The 17934-nt window shown below is 58.1% G+C and carries 14 protein-coding genes, 1 tRNA gene and 2 pseudogenes; 15 read left to right on the forward strand and 2 right to left on the reverse strand.

Going from position 1 to position 17934, the window contains the following annotated elements:
• The first annotated feature begins 415 nt into the window (after positions 1–415).
• The 15 genes and pseudogenes from C6P61_RS07150 to C6P61_RS17625 all read left to right on the forward strand — a co-directional run bounded on the left by C6P61_RS07150 (position 416) and on the right by C6P61_RS17625 (position 16153).
• Positions 416–2164 (forward strand): SNIPE associated domain-containing protein, encoded by a 1749-nt coding sequence (locus C6P61_RS07150; protein WP_105729243.1) that lies wholly within the window; start codon positions 416–418, stop codon positions 2162–2164.
• A gap of 236 nt (positions 2165–2400) precedes the next feature.
• Positions 2401–3963 carry a class I SAM-dependent DNA methyltransferase gene (locus C6P61_RS07155; RefSeq protein ID WP_105729244.1) on the forward strand — a complete coding sequence of 521 codons (1563 nt, stop codon included), beginning with the start codon at positions 2401–2403 and terminating at the stop codon, positions 3961–3963.
• Between the two features lie 15 nt (positions 3964–3978).
• A complete protein-coding gene (locus C6P61_RS07160; protein ID WP_105729245.1) occupies positions 3979–4410 on the forward strand; it encodes a nucleotidyltransferase substrate binding protein in 432 nt (143 codons plus the stop codon).
• Positions 4397–4840 (forward strand): nucleotidyltransferase family protein, encoded by a 444-nt coding sequence (locus C6P61_RS07165; protein WP_105729246.1) that lies wholly within the window; start codon positions 4397–4399, stop codon positions 4838–4840. Before C6P61_RS07160 ends, C6P61_RS07165 begins: the two co-directional genes overlap by 14 nt.
• Positions 4837–6180: a restriction endonuclease subunit S gene (locus C6P61_RS07170; RefSeq protein WP_105729247.1), complete on the forward strand. Its 1344-nt coding sequence runs from the start codon at positions 4837–4839 to the stop codon at positions 6178–6180. The genes C6P61_RS07165 and C6P61_RS07170 overlap by 4 nt, the downstream gene beginning before the upstream one ends.
• Complete coding sequence (locus C6P61_RS07175) at positions 6170–7246, forward strand: Fic family protein (protein WP_105729248.1); 1077 nt, start codon at positions 6170–6172, stop codon at positions 7244–7246. Before C6P61_RS07170 ends, C6P61_RS07175 begins: the two co-directional genes overlap by 11 nt.
• Positions 7247–7391: 145 nt before the next feature.
• Positions 7392–7592, forward strand: coding sequence for a hypothetical protein (locus tag C6P61_RS17610; RefSeq protein WP_146114984.1), 201 nt, complete (start codon positions 7392–7394; stop codon positions 7590–7592).
• Positions 7593–7614: 22 nt separating this feature from the next.
• Positions 7615–8658: a restriction endonuclease gene (locus C6P61_RS07180; RefSeq protein ID WP_105729249.1), complete on the forward strand. Its 1044-nt coding sequence runs from the start codon at positions 7615–7617 to the stop codon at positions 8656–8658.
• The gene (locus tag C6P61_RS17615) at positions 8655–9350 is read left to right on the forward strand and encodes a hypothetical protein (RefSeq protein ID WP_146114985.1); all 696 of its coding nucleotides are present in this window, start codon (positions 8655–8657) and stop codon (positions 9348–9350) included. Before C6P61_RS07180 ends, C6P61_RS17615 begins: the two co-directional genes overlap by 4 nt.
• Positions 9347–11494 (forward strand): annotated as a pseudogene (locus C6P61_RS07190) (type I restriction endonuclease subunit R); the annotation flags it as partial. The gene C6P61_RS17615 and the pseudogene C6P61_RS07190, both read left to right, overlap by 4 nt.
• 66 nt (positions 11495–11560) lie before the next feature.
• Positions 11561–12568 (forward strand): annotated as a pseudogene (locus C6P61_RS18340) (DUF3387 domain-containing protein); the annotation flags it as partial.
• An 89-nt stretch (positions 12569–12657) separates the two neighbouring features.
• Positions 12658–13041 (forward strand): hypothetical protein, encoded by a 384-nt coding sequence (locus C6P61_RS17620; RefSeq protein WP_146114986.1) that lies wholly within the window; start codon positions 12658–12660, stop codon positions 13039–13041.
• Between the two features lie 625 nt (positions 13042–13666).
• Positions 13667–14302: a DUF4145 domain-containing protein gene (locus C6P61_RS07195; protein WP_105729252.1), complete on the forward strand. Its 636-nt coding sequence runs from the start codon at positions 13667–13669 to the stop codon at positions 14300–14302.
• A gap of 1015 nt (positions 14303–15317) precedes the next feature.
• The gene (locus tag C6P61_RS07200) at positions 15318–15734 is read left to right on the forward strand and encodes a hypothetical protein (RefSeq protein WP_146114987.1); all 417 of its coding nucleotides are present in this window, start codon (positions 15318–15320) and stop codon (positions 15732–15734) included.
• Entirely contained in the window at positions 15731–16153 is a 423-nt protein-coding gene (locus C6P61_RS17625; protein ID WP_146114988.1) for a hypothetical protein, read from the forward strand. The genes C6P61_RS07200 and C6P61_RS17625 overlap by 4 nt, the downstream gene beginning before the upstream one ends.
• Before the next feature lie 658 nt (positions 16154–16811).
• Here C6P61_RS17625 and C6P61_RS07210 read toward each other — a convergent pair.
• Together C6P61_RS07210 and hrcA are read right to left on the reverse strand one after the other, a co-directional pair.
• Positions 16812–16888, reverse strand: a tRNA-Ile gene (locus tag C6P61_RS07210).
• Between the two features lie 24 nt (positions 16889–16912).
• Entirely contained in the window at positions 16913–17929 is a 1017-nt protein-coding gene (gene hrcA, locus C6P61_RS07215; RefSeq protein ID WP_105729277.1) for a heat-inducible transcriptional repressor HrcA, read from the reverse strand.
• Between the last annotated feature and the right edge of the window lie 5 nt (positions 17930–17934).

The raw sequence follows: 17934 nt of genomic DNA on the forward strand, positions 1-17934 counted from the left end.
CTGCGCCGGGCTAGGAACAAGCCCAGACGGTCATCTGCTCCTACAGAGTTAGCGATTCCTGTGCGGCTCTAGCCGTCTTCAAGAACAGGACAGGCACTGAGAAGTCGCCATCCCAGACCTTGGTGGTGCGGGCGCGATGCGATGGACAGCGTGGGAGCTGCATCTTCCCTATAAGAAACGGGAAAGGTTCTGGGGCTAGCTGACTTTAAAAAGCCCAACTTCTCACGAGCTGTATATACACCAACCCGCCCTGTCCTGGACATGTCCCGGGACGCAGTAGCCTGGTCCAGGCAGACAGAAATTCTCATTTTGGATGTATGCAGGGACAACTGTGAGGCCCGGAGGTGGGCGTCATCTCGTAAGCCACATGCCGCAATGCGATACTTCAGTTGTCAAAAACTAAACATTTTCTGTCATGGATTTTCTTGCCTTTCTGCTGTTTCTGGCGCTCGTCTACAGCGTCGTCAAGTGGCTCAACAGTACCACCCGCACCCGCAAGGCCGAGGCCGAGCTCAAGCAGCAGCGCACCAAGAGCGACGAACTGGCGGCCAACATCCAAAGCCTGGAGGCAAAACTGCATGATGCCCGGCAGACGATCGATGAGCTGAGTCCATACCTGCCTATCAAGGATGCCGAGCAGGAGGCGAAGCGAATCGTGAACGCCGCTGTCGAAAGCGCAGACCAGATCAAGGCAACAGCCCAGGAAGTTATGGATCGGGCACGGGCAGCTGCCAAGATGCAGCAGGCAGACGCTAACAACTCGATCACCGCTGCGCATGAGCAAGCCCATGCCATCGTGCAGCGCGCCAATCAAGAGGCCGTGCAGATCAAAAGCCAGGCCAAGGAAGCCCTGGACAAGGCCCGTACCAAGGCTGACGAGCGGCTGGCCGAGGCGCAGAAGCAGGTTGCGGGCGCGCACGACCAAGCGCAGGCCATCATCCTGAAGGCTAAACGGGAAGCCGAGCAGATCGCCGGCGACGCCTACGTGGCGCTACAGCAGGCCGACTCGCTGCAAAAGACGCTGCAGGCGATGGAGGGTGCAGTCAAGGGCTATGGCGATGCCTATATCGTGCCGACGCACAGCCTGCTCGATGACCTGGCTGATGAGTTCTCGCACACCGACGCCGGCAACAACCTGCGCCGGGCGCGGGAGCACACCCGCAACCTGGTCCTCAGCCGCACGGCGGCGAACTGCGACTATGTGGAAACCGCCAGGCGCGAAACGGCTATCCGCTTCGTGATCGATGCCTTCAACGGCAAGGTCGACTCCATCCTGAGCCGGGTCAAGAGCGACAACGTCGGCACGCTGGAGCAGGAAATCCGGGGGGCCTTCCAGCTGGTGAACCACGATGGCGCGGCCTTCCGCAACGCGCGGTTGAACAGCACCTACCTGGAGGCTCGACTCGACGAGCTGCGCTGGGCGGCGACCGCGAAGGCGCTGCAGGAGCAGGAGCGTGAAGAGCAGCGACGACTGCGCGAGCAGATCCGCGAGGAAGAGCGCGCACGCAAGGAGTTCGAGCGCGCGATGAAGGAGGCAGAGAAGGAAGAAGCGGCGATCCAGAAGGCGATGGAGAAGGTGCAGGCCCAGGTGCAGAAGGCCAGCGCGGAGCAGAAGGCAGCGTTCGAGGCCCAGCTGGCCGAGCTGGCTGAGAAGCTGCGGCAAGCCGAGGAAAAGGGCCAGCGTGCCCTGTCCATGGCGCAGCAGACCCGGGTCGGCCATGTCTACGTGATCTCGAACATCGGCTCGTTCGGCGAGAACGTCTACAAGATCGGCATGACGCGGCGACTGGACCCACTGGACCGCGTTCGCGAGCTGGGCGATGCCAGCGTGCCATTCGAGTTCGACGTGCACGCCATGATCTACAGCGAGGATGCGCCGAAGCTGGAGAAATCCTTGCACAGCCACTTCATGCGCGCGCAGGTCAACAAGGTCAACCCGCGCAAGGAGTTCTTCCGTGTCGGCATCAACGAAATCATGGAGCACGTCGATGGCAGCGGCATCCAGGCGCATTGGACACTGGCGGCCAAGGCGGCGAGCTTCCGGGAGTCTCAGCGCATTGAGCAGGCACTGCTGAGCAACAGCGACGAAGCCAAGCGCTGGACCGAAACCCAAGCTCAGGCGATCGAGACCGACGAGGTGCAGGAAGAAGCCGAGACGACGTGAACCTCAAACCAGCAAGCACGCAAAAACAGCAGTTCTTGGTTTGGGTGCATGAATGTGGCTGATTTCAGCTCCTTCTTCCAGTACGGTAGGATCGAACAAGTTTCAGTTTGAGAACTTGCCTTTCCTCTGGAGGCTACCCTGATCTCGTCCGAACCAGATGTGGTTCCGGTGTGGACTCAGGACCTAAGATCCAGGACCAGCATTTGCTCATCCTGCACAGACAAGAACACGCCCCCATGCTCGACGACATCAAGAAAACCCTGTGGGCCACGGCCGACAAGCTGCGCGCCAACATGGACGCGGCCGAATACAAGCACCTGGTGCTGGGCCTGATCTTCCTCAAGTACGTCAGCGACACCTTCACCGCGCGCCAGGCCGAGGTGCAGGCCCGGCTGCAGAACCCGGAAGACGAGTTCTACTACGCGGGCGCCACGCCGGAAGACCTGGCTACCGAGCTGGAAGACCGCGACTACTACAAGAGCGCCAACGTGTTCTGGGTGCCCGAGGGCGCACGCTGGGAGACGCTGCGCGCGCTGGCCAAGAACCCCGAGATCGGCAAGTTCATCGACAACGCGCTGACCATCATCGAGGGCGAGAATCCCAAGCTCAAGGGCATTCTCGACAAGCGCTACGCCCGCGCGCAACTGCCTGACGGCAAGCTGGGCGAGCTGGTGGACATGATCTCGACCATCGGCTTCGGCACCGACGCCGCAGTGGCGCGCGACGTGCTGGGCCAGGTCTACGAATACTTTCTGGGCATGTTCGCCAGCGCTGAAGGCAAACGCGGCGGCCAGTTCTACACGCCGGCCTCCATCGTCAAGACACTGGTCGCGGTGCTGGCCCCGCACCAGGGCAAGGTGTATGACCCATGCTGCGGCTCGGGCGGCATGTTCGTGCAGTCCGAGAAATTCATCGAAGCCCACGGCGGCCGGATCGGCGACGTTTCGATCTACGGCCAGGAAGCCAACCCGACCACCTGGCGGCTGGCGGCGATGAACCTGGCGATCCGGGGCATCGACTTCAACCTGGGGCGCGAGCCGGGCGACACCTTCACGCGCAACCAGCACCCGGACCTGCGCGCCGACTTCATCCTGGCGAACCCGCCGTTCAACATCAGCGACTGGTGGCACGGCAGCCTGGAAGGCGACCCGCGCTGGCAGTACGGCGACCCGCCGCAGGGCAACGCCAACTACGCCTGGCTGCAGCACATGCTGCATCACCTCAAGCCCACCGGCCGCGCGGGCATCGTGCTGGCCAACGGCAGCATGAGTTCCAGCCAGAACAACGAAGGCGTGATCCGCGCCGCAATGGTCGAGGCCGACGTGGTCGAGGTGATGGTGGCGCTGCCCGGGCAACTGTTCTTCAACACCCAGATCCCGGCCTGCCTGTGGTTCCTGGCCAAGAGCAAGAAGCGCAAGGGCGAAGTGCTGTTCATCGACGCCCGCAAGCAGGCCAGGATGATCAGCCGCGTACAAGCCGAGCTGGACGACGCAGCCATCCAGCGCATCGCCGAGACCGTGGCCGCCTGGCGCGGCGAGGTGGAAGCAGGCGCGAGCATCACCAAATACCAGGACCAGCCGGGCTTCTGCCGCAGCGTGCCGCTGGCCGAGATCGCGCAGCACGGCCATGTGCTGACCCCGGGCCGCTACGTGGGCGCCGAGGCGGTCGAGGACGATGACGAAGCCTTCGACGAGAAGATGCGCAAGCTGACCGAGAAGTTGGGCGAGCAGATGGCCCGGGGTGCCGAACTCGATGCGCTGATCAGGCAGAAGCTGGCCGGACTCGGCTACGAATTTTGAAAACGAGGAACTACCATGAGCCTCAACGTTGAACACCTCTTGCGCACCGCCGACACACTGGAGCAAGCCCTGCTGGCACTGCAAGGCTGCACCGACCCCACCGGCGTGTTGTACGACCTGTACCGCAACGCGGCCATCAAGAGTTTTGAGCTGTCTCTGGAAACAGCGGGCAAGCTGATGCGCAAAGCGTGCAAAGCGTTTGGCGGCAGCCCGCGTGAGGTGGACAAGCTGGTTTTCAATGACGTGCTACGCCAATCTGGAAAGCATGGCATTCTGGATTTGCCTGCCGTGGAGCGTTGGTTGTCTTATCGCGCCAACCGCAACAACACCGCACACGACTATGGCGTGGCGTTTGCCGATGAAACCCTGACGCTGCTGCCAGCCTATGTGCGCGACGTGCGTGCCGTGGCGGCCAAGCTGCAAGAGGTGTTCGATGCCGCCGCGTGATTTTGCTTGCCTGCAGTTGCAAGCCCGGCACTGGGCGTTGTTGCGCGATTTGCTGGCACGCCATGCGCCGCAGGCCGAAGCCTGGGCCTATGGTAGCCGCGTGGATGGCACGGCGCACGAGACCAGCGATCTGGACGTGGTGCTGCGCTACCCTGGCGACTTGAGCCAAGACGTACCCGGCTGGGATGACTTGAAAGAGGCGATCCAGAACAGCCGCTTGCCGATCCTGGTGGATTTGCACATGTGGTCACGCTTGCCACAGTCGTTCCATGCCAATATCGAAGCCGGTTATGTGGTGTTGCAAGCCGGTCGGGACGATGAGGATCAATTGGGCAACAGCCTGTTGCCCAATATAAAACCACCCGAGCGGGAACGGGGCCTGGAGACAGACGGCGATGCTGCCGCAGAAGCTGGGAGAGCTGGGGTATGAGTTCTGATTGGCCGCTGGTGCGCCTTGGTGATCATGTCGATTCTTGTCTAGGCAAGATGCTCGATGCCAAGAAAAACAAAGGAATGCCGCAGCAATACCTTGGCAACAGTAATGTTCGATGGGGTACGTTTGATCTTGTTGATTTGGCCGAAATGAAGTTCGAGCTTCACGAGGAGGAGCGCTACAGCCTCCATCCTGGTGATCTGGTCGTGTGTGAGGGCGGTGAGCCTGGACGCTGTGCCATCTGGACAGGTTCGCCTGGCATGAAAATCCAGAAGGCTCTTCATCGCATCAGGCCGAAAGATACGCTCGACAACTATTACCTGTTCTACTGGTTCTGCCTTGCCGCGAAAACAGGAACGCTGGAGCCCTACTTCACAGGTACAACCATCAAGCACCTAACCGGAAAGGCCATCACTGCACTGGAGGTACCATTGCCACCAGTTTCGATTCAAAGGTCGATTGTTGACATCCTGAAGTCGCTCGACGACCGCATCACCCTCCTGCGCGAAACCAACGCCACGCTCGAAGCCATCGCCCAGGCGCTGTTCAAGTCGTGGTTCGTCGATTTCGATCCCGTGCGCGCCAAGATGCAGGGTCGCGCCCCCGAAGGCATCGATGAGGACACTGTGGCACTGTTCCCGGATGCCTTTGAAGAGTCGGAGTTGGGGGCGGTGCCGAGAGGGTGGCGTACCGCTGAGTTTGGGGAAATTCTGGAGTTGACCAAGGGTTGCTCATACAAGGGCGATGGATTATCCGAATTTAATGGCGCCTACATGTTCAATTTGGGTTGCTTTAATGCGCATCGGATTTTCGCCACTCAGAAAGTTAAGCGCTACACCGGAGATTACAAGCCCCATCATGAGGTAGTCGCCGGGGATCTAATCATTGCCAACACTGACATGACACAGTCGCGTGAAATTCTCGGACGCCCTGTGTTTGTTCCAGATGGCATGACGCCTGGCTTCATATCTCATCATGTTTTCAGGGTAAAAGTTAAAGTGGGTGAAACTAGGCAAGCTGAAGCCCTGCGTGCTTTCATATTTTTTGCTTTGCAGCAGAATTCATTTCGGGAGCGAGCTATTGGATTTGCGACAGGGACGACAGTGCTCGCGCTCCCTGCGGCAGCGGTACTAGGAAGTCCGATCTGTCTTCCAACGGAACAAACCCTTGAAAAGTTTTCGGATGTAGTAAGGCCCATCTTTCAAAAGATTCGAGAAAACGAAAAGCAAGCTGATCTTTTCTCAGATGCACGCGACACCCTGCTGCCCCGCCTGATCTCCGGCCAGCTCCGCTTGCCCGAGGCCCAAGCCGAACTGGAGGCCGTCGATGCCGTTTGACCGCCTGCAACCCTACAACGACCTGCCCTTGCTGCCACCGTCCGCCGAGCTGGAAACCAAGGCTGTGCTCAAGCAGGCGATCGCGGCCAACCGCGTGCTGGCCAACCTGCGCGGGCTGGCGGCGCAGATTCCCAACCAGGGGGTACTCATCAACAGCATCGTGCTGCAGGAAGCGCGGCTGTCGTCCGAGATCGAGAACATCGTCACCACCAACGACGAGCTGTACCGCGCCGACGCCGACGCCGACGGCAAGACCGACCCGCACACCAAGGAGGTTCTGCGCTACCGGCAGGCGCTGAACCATGGCTTCCGGGAACTCCGCACCCGCCCGCTGAGCACCAACCTGTTCATCGACATTGTCCGCATCATCAAGGAGGTGGACTTTGGCGTGCGTCGGGTACCCGGCACGGCGCTGAAGAACGCCCAGGGCGAGGTGATCTACACGCCTCCGGTCAGCGAAGCGGTCATCCGCGACAAGCTGTCCAACCTGGAGCAGTTCATCCACGCGCGCGACGAACTCGACCCGCTGGTCAAGATGGCCGTGATGCACTACCAGTTCGAGGCTATCCACCCCTTCGAGGACGGCAATGGCCGAACCGGACGCATCCTGAACCTGCTCTACCTGGTGGAGCAGGGTCTGCTGGACATCCCGGTGCTGTTTCTGTCGCGCTACATCATCGCCCACAAGGCCGCCTACTACGAAGGACTGCGTGGTGTCACCGAGCAGCAGGATTGGGAAACCTGGGTCCTGTTCATGCTGCGGGCGGTCGAGAGCACGGCGCAGCAGACCTTTGATCAGGTCACCCGCATCCGCGCGCTGATGGAACAGGTGCGCGAGCAGGTACAGCAGCAGGCACCGGGCATCTACAGCAAGGACTTGATCGAGGTCATCTTCCGGCACCCGTACACCAAGATTCAGTTCCTGGTGGACGCCAACATTGCCAAGCGCCAGACGGCTTCGAGCTACCTGCAGACCCTGGCTGGCCTGGGTTTCCTGCGCCCGAGCAAGCAGGGCCGCGAGATGTACTACATCAACGACGCCCTGTTTGCCGAGCTGGTGAAGTGACGATGCGATCGACATGTTGCCGGGATATGTCGATTTCGTCCGAAAAAATAAACATATTCACCCGTCATGTCGATGGTGTGAACATGAGAGAAAACTGAGCCATGACTGAAGACCAGCTCGAACCACAAGTGGAGAAAGGTCCGGCATGAAACAGCCGCTCAGCAAGCTCGTCCGGGTTCCGATGCGTGAAGCCTGGAAGCACGAAGCCAACGACTTCACGCCCTGGCTGGCCGAGGAAGACAACGGCGGGTTCTGCTACGACCCAGAGGCCCGAGTCAGCGCCAAGGATTGCGTGATGAAGATGACGGGCAATCGTGCCAAAGAGCTCGAAAACCTGACCCAATAAAGTATCGTTCAGAAAGCTCAACATGGCACTCTGGCTGGTCCGCGCTGGCAAGTACGGCGAACACGAACCCCGGTTCTTTCAGGACAATCGTGTCTATCTGACCTGGGAGGAGTTCACGGGCACCGACCTCTCGGTGGCCAAGGACTACGAGGGCATCAAGTCCCTCATGCAGCAACAGTACCCTGGCGAGCCAGCACGCCGCATCGGAAACTGGTCAGGTCAGGTGTGGGCTTTCGTGCTCGCCACGCAACTGGGCGACTGGGTGGTGGTGCCTCGCAAGAGTAACGGCAGCATCGCAGTGGGAGAGGTGAAGTCGGGCTATACCTTCGATCCGGGAAATGCCCCCATGTATCGCCACTACCGTACAGTGCAGTGGCTCAACACCGATGTGCCTCGCAGCTCCTTCGACCAAGACCTGTTGTATTCGTTGGGCGCCATCATGACGGTGTGCGAGATCAAGCGAAACGATGCGGAAAAGCGTATCCGTGCCATGAGCAAGAATGGCTGGCATTCGGTACCCGTGGCGCCAGTCAGCGTGGGTAAAGTCGCCAAGGACGTCAACCAACCAGATGACGAAGCCGAGGTCGATTTGGAGCAACTGGCTCGTGACGCGATTGCCAGGGTCATCATTCAGAAGTTCAAGGGCCATGGCATGGCGCGTCTTGTGGAGGCAGTACTCAAGGCACAGGGCTTCACCACCTACCTCAGCCCCGAGGGGCCGGACAAAGGCATCGATATTCTGGCAGCAGGTGGCGCGTTCGGTTTCGACAGCCCACGTATTTGCGTCCAAGTGAAGTCGGGCGACACGCCTGCTGACCGACCCGAGTTCACCCAGTTGATCGGTGCCATGCAAAGCGTGAGTGCGAACCAGGGCCTGTTCGTGTCATGGTCGGGATTCAAACCTACCGTCCTCAAGGAGGTGCCCACCCAGTTCTTCAAGGTCAGGGTGTGGAACCAGGAGGATCTGATCGAAAAATTGTTAGAAAACTACGAAAAGCTGGATCAGGATATCCAGGCAGAACTGCCGCTCAAGCGCATTTGGACTATCTCACTTCCAGAATCATGACCCGTATCACGCTCGGAAACATCGGGAACTACTTTTCTTTGGTGCTGGCGATTTTTTCACTTGCTGTACTGGTGTACTTCGCACAGCAGTTTTGGTCTACGCAAAATCCAGATTTCGCCAATGCTTTCACTGGCGCTGGCGCGGTACTGGCGGCATCAATTTCAGCATTGGTTTCCTTTCGTACTATTTCAATAGCTGAGGAAGCTCAGAAGCCGTATCCATATCCGTATATAGACACGCAGAGTCGCCATGGCCTGGCGTTGATTAAGATAAAAAATGCTGGGGGTAGTGCTGCACACCACGTTTACATTGAATGGGAAGGCTCAGTACCAAAACTTAGACAGTCGAGCGGTCCTGAGGAGGCTGAACCTATTCATTTCGCAGGTGATGACGCACATGCCATCGCGGTTTTGATGCCCGGGGAAGAGCAAGCAACCATGCTGGGAGCGAGTCACTGGGTAGCAAAGAAAATCAAAATGCTTGAGAAGGAGCTGCGAGGCCAAGTTGTTTTCCGCGACATCAAAGGTAACCTTCACAGACAGCCTTTCTATATTGAGACTTCTTTCTTTCAGTGGTCACTCGTAGATGAAACTGAATTGCTTAGGGCGCAGTACGCTGTGAGCATGATTCCGGATGCCTTGGCGAAAATTAACACGTCACTGACAAAAATCAGCGAGCACACCAAGCCATGACCGAAGATCAACTCGAACAGGAAACCCTGGGCTGGCTGTCCGAGCTGGGCTATGCGGTCCACAGCGGCTACGACATCGCCCACGACGGCCCCAACCCGCAGCGCGCCAGTTACCGCGAGCTGGTGCTGGCTGGCCGCCTGCGCGAAGCCATCGCGCGCCTGAACCCCCAGGTGCCCACCGCCGCCCGCGAGGACGCGCTGCACCGGGTGCTCAACCTCGGCATCCCGTCGCTGCTGTCAGCCAACCGCGCCTTCCACAAGCTGCTGGTGGCCGGCGTGCCGGTGCAGTACCAGCGTGATGGCGAGACGGTCGGCGACTTCGTGCGCCTGCTAGACTGGTCGGACGCGACCCGCAACGAATATTGGGCGGTCAACCAGTTCAGCATCAAGGGCGCGCACCACACGCGCCGGCCCGACATCATCCTGTTCGTCAACGGCCTGCCGCTGGTGCTGATCGAGCTCAAGAACCCGGCCGACGAGGCAGCCGATATCTGGAAGGCTTACGACCAGCTCCAGACCTACAAGGCGCAGATCCCCGATGTGTTCCAGTACAACGAGGTGCTGGTGATCTCGGACGGCACGGACGCACGGCTGGGCTCGCTGTCTGCGAATGCCGAACGCTTCCAGCAGTGGCGCACCATAGACGGCGTCAACCTCGACCCGCTGGGCGAGTTCAACGAGCTCGAAACCCTGGTGCGCGGTGCCCTGGCCCCCCGCTATCTGCTCGACTACCTGCGCTACTTCGTGCTGTTCGAGGACGATGCTCATCTGGTCAAGAAGATCGCCGGCTATCACCAGTTCCACGCGGTGCGCGCCGCCATCGAGCATGTAGTGGCGGCATCCCGGGCCGACAGCGCGGCGAATATCCGCGGCAAGGGTGGCGTGGTCTGGCACACCCAGGGCAGCGGCAAGAGCATCACCATGACCTGCTTTGCCGCGCGCGTGATGCAGGAGCCCGTGATGGCCAACCCGACCATCGTCGTCATCACCGACCGCAACGACCTCGACGGCCAGCTCTTCGGCGTCTTCAGCCTCGCCAATGACCTGCTGCGCGAGACCCCGGTGCAGGCCACCACCCGCCAGGAGCTGCGCCGACTGCTCAGCCATCGGCCCTCGGGCGGCATCGTCTTTGCCACCATCCAGAAGTTCATGCCCGGCGAGGACGAGGACCTGTTCCCCGTGCTGTCCGAGCGGCATAACATCGTCGTGGTGGCCGACGAGGCACACCGCACGCAGTACGGCTTCGAGGCCAAGCTCAGGACGCGCAAGGTGTCGGGCGCCAGCTTTGGCGCTCTGACCAGCAGCGACGGCACGGACACGGCTCACGCGGCGACTGCCGAATTCACCCCGCCCGAGTACAAGACCACCTACCAGGCGGGCTACGCCCAGCACCTTCGCGATGCGCTGCCGAATGCCACCTTCGTCGCCTTCACCGGCACGCCCGTGTCCAGCACCGACCGCGACACCCGCGCCGTGTTCGGCGACTACATCCATGTCTACGACATGCAGCAGGCCCGGGAAGACGGCGCCACGGTCGCGATCTACTACGAGAGCCGGCTTGCCAAGTTGAAGCTGAAACAGGAAGACCTGTCGCTGATCGACGACGAGGTCGATGAGCTGGCCGAGGACGAGGAGGAAAGCACCCAGGCCCAGCTCAAGAGCCGCTGGGCCGCGCTGGAGAAGGTGGTCGGCGCCGAGCCGCGCGTAGCCAGCGTCGCGGCCGATCTGGTCGCCCACTTCGAGGAGCGCAACAAGGCCCAGGACGGCAAGGCCATGGTCGTGACCATGAGCCGCGACATCTGCGTCCACCTTTACAACGAGATCGTCAAGCTGCGCCCCGACTGGCACAGCGACGACCCGGAGCTCGGCGCGATCAAGATCATCATGACCGGCAGCGCGAGCGACAAGGCGCTGCTGCGCCCGCATATCTATGGCAGCCAAATCAAGAAGCGGCTCGAGAAGCGCTTCAAGGACCCGGCCGACCCGTTGCGCCTGGTCATCGTGCGTGACATGTGGCTAACCGGCTTCGACGCGCCGTGCGTCCACACCATGTACGTGGACAAGCCGATGAAGGGCCACAACCTGATGCAGGCCATCGCCCGCGTCAACCGGGTTTTCAAGGACAAGCAGGGCGGCCTGGTGGTGGACTACATCGGCATCGGCAACGAGCTGAAAGCCGCGATGAAGGAGTACACCGCCAGCAAGGGCCGCGGCAAGCCCACGGTCGATGCCCACGAGGCGCTGTCCGTCCTGCTGGAGAAGCTCGACGTGCTGCAGGCCATGCTGCACGGCTTCGACTACAGCGGCTTCCACACCGGAGGCCACAAGACGCTGGCGGGCGCGGCCAACCATGTGCTGGGCCTGAAGTCAGAAACCAAGGACAAGAACGGCAACTCGGTCCGGGACGGCAAGAAGCGCTTCGCCGACGCGGCGCTGGCCATGAGCAAGGCATTCAGCCTGTGCTGCACCCTGGACGAAGCCAAGGCAGTGCGTGACGAGGTCGCCTTCTTGCAAGCGGTCAAGGTGATCCTGACCAAACGCGATATCAGCCTGCAGAAGAAGACCGACGAGCAGCGCGACCTGGCGATCCGCCAGATCATCAACCAGGCGGTGGTGAGCGAGTCGGTAGTGGACATCTTCGACGCTGTCGGGCTGGACAAGCCGAACATCGGCCTGCTCGACGAGGACTTCCTGGCCCAGGTGAAGAACCTGCCCGAGAAGAACCTGGCGGTCGAGCTGCTGGAGCGCCTGCTTGAAGGCGAGATCAAGGCCAAGTTCGCCACCAACGTCGTGCAGCAGAAGAAGTTCAGCGACCTGCTGGCTAACGTCATCACCCGTTACCAGAACCGCAGCATCGAGACCGCGCAGGTGATGGAAGAGCTGGTCGAGATGGCCAGGAAGTTCAAGGCCGCCGCCAGCCGAGGCGAGCAGCTGGGCCTGAGCGACGACGAGGTCAAGTTCTACGACGCGCTGGTGATCAACGAGTCAGCGGTGCGCGAGCTGACCGACGAGACGCTCAAGAAAATCGCACACGAGCTGACCGAGAACCTGAAGAAGAACATCAGCGTGGACTGGGCCCAGCGCGAGAGCGTACGTGCCACGCTGCGTCTGATGGTCAAGCGGGTGCTGCGCAAGTACAAGTACCCGCCGGATCAGGCCGAGGAGGCGGTGGAGCTGGTACTGCAGCAGGTCGAGACGCTGGGGGAGGCTTGGGTTTGACGGACACATTTCCGCAAGTGCCAAACATTAATTCAATAGTAAAATTTCTAAATAACAAATGTTTTTAATGGGATAGAGAAAATTTAATCATGGCAGTTAAATTCAATTTAGAGTCGTCTGATCTTGAAAATATCGGCATTATGGCAAGTGTTCCGCACGGCTCCAGTGCAGAAATCAATATGATCGACGTAAAAATCCGAGGCATGGAAAAAGGTCTTGAAGAAAGAGACGAAAATCCAGGAAAAATTCTCGCAACGCTACTTGGAGAGCTGGGAATTCAAGACGATCAGGAAAAGTTAAAAGCCTTCCAAGACCTTGTTTCCTCTCTAAAAGAGACACCAACACAAAGCAAAGAGGCGCTCAAAGAGAAAGTTAAAGAGTCGGCAATTTTTAGACTCCTGGGAAAAGCTGAGCCTATGCTGGGCATATTGTCTTCAGCTGTAGCCCTTGGCATAGACTTAATAAGTATTTAGCCTAAATTCTTATGAATACAGAGCTACAGAACGCGATTCGGCTAGCAATGTGCCGCGGCTGGATAAAAACTATTTCCAAGCCATCTCACATGCCCGAGACAAACAGGATCAGAAGTCTAAGCAGAAGCGGAATCACAATCAGCAACTGCTCAGTCGTTAACTGCAGAACTGCCATTCACATTGAAGGTGGCAATCTGATGATTGATTATTCTCATATTGAAAACTGTGAGACAGCTATCGCTGCATCGGGTGATGCAGTTATTGATGCCTCATACATGAGCATCAATTATTGTAAGACAGTCTTCAAAGAGCTGGACTAGAAGTTAATCCATCTGGTGGCGTCAAATTTAAAAACGGCTTAACGATCATTTTTTAGCCTCCATAAGTCGGAGTTATCGGCGGTTGGATGAATGTAATAAATCGATTGCCACCATTCGCCAAACTTGCTGCGAAGGGCCGTTTACGGCCAAGAGCAGACACAGGAAGTATCTTCCAAAAACGGCTACTGGATGCGGCATCGATTGCTTTCAGGCACGACCCACGTCGGTGTTCGATGTTACGGAGCAGGTCACAGATCCGATGCCACATAGCAGGGCAGTTGCGCTAAAACAAATTTATAACTCAAATGAAAAATCGCTATTATCCTCCTGAATTCAATAAAGATCATTTCAATTGCCCTCTATGTGGCGTCTATGCATCACAGAATTGGCATGAGTTGCAAGCAATGATCCCGCACAGTCACTGGATGGAAACCCCATTCAGATCTTCCCTGTGCGCTCATTGCAAGCAAAGAAGCTATTGGTTTGATGGTCGAATGGTAGTTCCGACTGAAAGTCCTGTTGAACCACCTCATCATGATCTGCCAGATTCATGCCGTTCTGATTATGAAGAGGCCAGAGACATCGCCAGCCGTTCGCCTAGAGGTGCGGTTGCATTGCTTCGCCTTTGCCTCCAAAAGCTCATGCCTCATATTAATGAAGAGGGCAAGAACATTAACGATGACATTAAATCTCTAGTAACGAAAGGGCTTCCCTCGCTTGTACAGCAGGCGCTCGATGTTTGTCGGGTAGTTGGAAATAATGCGGTTCACCCTGGCGAACTGAACATCGACGACACCCCAGAGATTGCGCATCAACTTTTTAAAATGATAAATTTTATCGTTGACGATCGCATCGCTAAACCAAAAGAAATTCAAGCTCTCTACGCTCAACTCCCCCAAGGGGCAATTGATGCTATTGCTAAAAGAGATGGGAAAAAGTGAATTCTGGCCTGAGTTCTAACCACCAATTCCACCGGACCTGCGCAAAGTATCGCGCAGAGCAGAGAATTCAGACGTTTAAATATTTACTTTTCTGTTGACAACTGACCGCACAGGGCCGCAATAAGACGTTTACCTCCAGTCTGCAGTGCATAGCCCAGCCTAGTGGATGAAAAGACGGACTGCCCCCGCCCCACAGGATGGGCATGAAGGTCTGGGACAGCAGTCCCGAGAGCATTAGCGATTTTTCTTCTGATAAGGCTGGTGATTTCACATCATGAAATCTGACGATTTCCACCGTCCCGGAATTCTCAGCGTTAACGATCTAAAAAACTACAATTTTTCTCTGCAAGTCTGTGATTCAATTTAGAAAAATGAGGAGTTAGCGATTTTGGTTCTTTCCCTATATACAACCCTCTCAAAGACAAAGAAGAACAAGTAAAAACCTTTCGCGCGCACGCGAGACCTGGTCAAAGTACGACTCGTTGCCAGAGATCTCGGTGCCAGTTGCGACGATCAGGTCACGCATCGGGCCTGCCAGGGAGGTCACCAACCGGCCCTGAACTGATCTGCCGGCACAAAGCAAGCTCTGCCGTGGCCCGGTCACGCACCAGCTGATCGTTTTAGCTACCGACAAGGTATACGTGCTAGTACCTGGGCGCTGCGTACCCCAGAGAAGGGCTCAAATCGACCCATAGCGCGTTTTCTTTGTGAAGGGCATGAAAGGTTGGTACTCTGGTGTGATCAGGGCTTCTGGCGCATTCTACGACCTTCGGCTCACGATTTGCATCAGCACGTCCAGCGCAGGTCCGCACGACTCCGACTCATCCGATTCACCTACATCCAGTCCAAGCAAGGCTGGAAGCACAAGCAATCTGTCACCCCACCCCTGAATTCCATCAGTCGATTCAATCCACATCAAGATCTTATTATTGCCTGCTGCAGTCCGAGGTTGACTCTCAATAATAGGTCTCAGGTCAGAAATTTTTGACCTGCAACCAACGAAAGGGAACGAATGATGACATTGCAAGATATGGCGGGCAGTCCCGCAGCGACCGTGAGAGAGCAGATCGCTATCAGTCAAGGACGTCTGGGGTTAAGCGACGATCAGCTGGCAGCAGCCTTGGGCTACGAATCTGGCAACCTGGTGGCGTGCATCAAGAAGGGATTGATGCGACTCCCTGCTGGCCGGGTACCAGAACTGGCGCAGGCACTTGAACTGGCCCCGGGGCACCTGATGCGGATGGTGCTCAAGGAACTGGACCCCACTACTCTAGCGGCGATAGAAACATGCTTGGGGCCGCTGCATTTGACCCCGGGTGAGGCACAGTTGATAACGACACTTCGCAAGGAGTCGAAGGGGAAAGGCATTGCACCTATCCTGCACAAGGCAGATTCGCTAGTGGCTGCCTTGGTGACAGGAGAAGCGCAATGACCAGCACGAACAACAATTCCGACACGACTTCGGGTACTGAGCAACCAAAACGCCTTATCGACTACATCGACTCACATAAAAAGGCGAAAGGCTTATCCGATCAACAGATTGCCGAAAAGCTAGGTCTAAAGGAAGCAAGAAACTTGGAACTTCTCAGAAGTGGGCTTGTTATCCCTTCCATGAGCATACTCGCAAATGTATGCTTAGAAATGGATTGGAACATAACAGCTGGACTTATGGCCCTGAGCTCCGATAGAGACTTTGATTTCAACCTAAATATGCTGAAAGCCATACACCCATTCCAAATCAAAAACTATCAAGAGGTACTTGATGCCTGCGATGAAGTCAAAAGTGGCAAAAAGTCATTTATCAAACTTTCGTCCAACGGCATTGAAGTAATCGTGTATAGCGGGAAGTGAAATCATAAATTGACGTGAAGTGAATAGGGTCCGCCATGTATGTGGTGGACCTTCTACCCCTTATGCGGAAGTGGGCTCGTCCTTGGCCCTTGGCGCCGTTTTTCCTGCTTGCCGGGAGAGCTTCCTTATAGGTGGCTTGTGCACAAGTCAGGCCGGTCTGACATGTCACGCGTGAGCCGGTCCAGCAGCTGCTCGACGAGTCCCCTTCTCTCCGAGCGCTGACTGAACCGTCGGGTTGAACGCCCCGCAACCGCCATAGCTCCTGCCCTACGCCGATGAGAGCGTGTGAGGCTCGAGCACCAGGATTGCCCGAGACATGCATCACGGATGCCGCAGCTGTTGCTGCCAGCACGTCTACGGCCTGCTGTGCTCGAAGCCCTCGAACATCCAGCACAAGTCTGCACCCCACGCTACCTCGAAGCGAACCGGCTCGTGCAGAGCGCTGACCATGCCGTTCAAGCCCACGCCGCCATGAGCCCAAGCGCCCTCCCCTAGCTTCCTTCTTTAGTTGGCAAGCAGCCCGGGAACGACTGACTGTGGCCGCACGCCTGAGGCCACATAAGCTGTAAACCCTGTACCGCAGTCTGTAAATAGTCTGTAAGACCACCCAGAAACGAAAAAGCCCAGCTTGAAGGCCGGGCTAAGTCGTTGTTTTTAATGGTAGGGCGTCACGGACTTGAACCGTGGACCAAAGGATTATGAGTCCTCTGCTCTAACCAACTGAGCTAACGCCCCGAACCAAGCCTTAAATTGTAGCGTCTACTTGCCGTGACTCAGCGCATTGCTGACCAGTTTGGCCGTGATGTCGACGATCTGGATCATGCGGTCGTAGGCCATGCGCTGCGGGCCGATCACGCCCAGGGTGCCGACCACCTCGCCGTTGACGGCATAGGGAGCGCTGACGACCGACAGCTCCTCGAACGGCACGATCTGGCTCTCGCCGCCGATGAAGATGCGCACCCCATCGGCCTGGTTCGAAACCTCGAGCAGCCGCATCAGCTGGGTCTTTTGCTCGAACAGGTCGAACATCCTGCGCAAATGGCCCATGTCGTGCGAGAACTCGCTGACCGACAGCAGGTTGCTCTCGCCCGAAACCACCACATCGTCCTGCTCCATCGCCTCGCTGCCGGCGTCGACCGCCTTGACCATCAGCGAGGTGATTTCGCCGCGCAACGCGTCGACCTCGGTCTTCAGGCGCAGGCGTACCTCGTCCATCGCGAGCCCGGCGTAATGCGCGTTGAGGAAGTTGGCCGCCTCCTGCAGCTGCTGCTGGCTGTAGTCGGTCTGGGTGTGGATGATGCGGTTTTGCACATCGCCGTCGGGCGAGACCAGGATCACGAGCACGCGCCGCTCGGACAGGCTCAGGAATTCGATATGGCGAAACACCGAGGGCCGGCGCGGCGTCATGACGACACCAACGAACTGCGACAGGTTCGACAGCAGCAGCGCGGCCTGGCTCAGGACCTGGCGTGGCTGTTCGGCCGCCAGACCCGACCCGGCCAGGCCATCGACCACGGCCAGGCGCTCGCGCCGTACGGTCAGCATGGTATCGACGAACAGGCGATAGCCGCGCGCGGTCGGAATGCGCCCGGCCGAGGTGTGCGGACTGACGATCAGGCCGAGGTCCTCGAGGTCGCTCATGACGTTGCGCACTGTCGCTGGCGACAGTTCCAGCCCGGCTGCGCGCGAGAGCGTGCGCGAACCGACCGGCTCGCCGTCGGCGATGTAGCGCTCGACCAGGGTCTTGAGCAGCAGTTTGGAGCGGTCGTCTAACATGCGGG

The organism is Malikia spinosa, from assembly GCF_002980625.1.
In the GTDB taxonomy this organism is placed as follows: Bacteria; Pseudomonadota; Gammaproteobacteria; order Burkholderiales; family Burkholderiaceae_C; genus Malikia; species Malikia spinosa.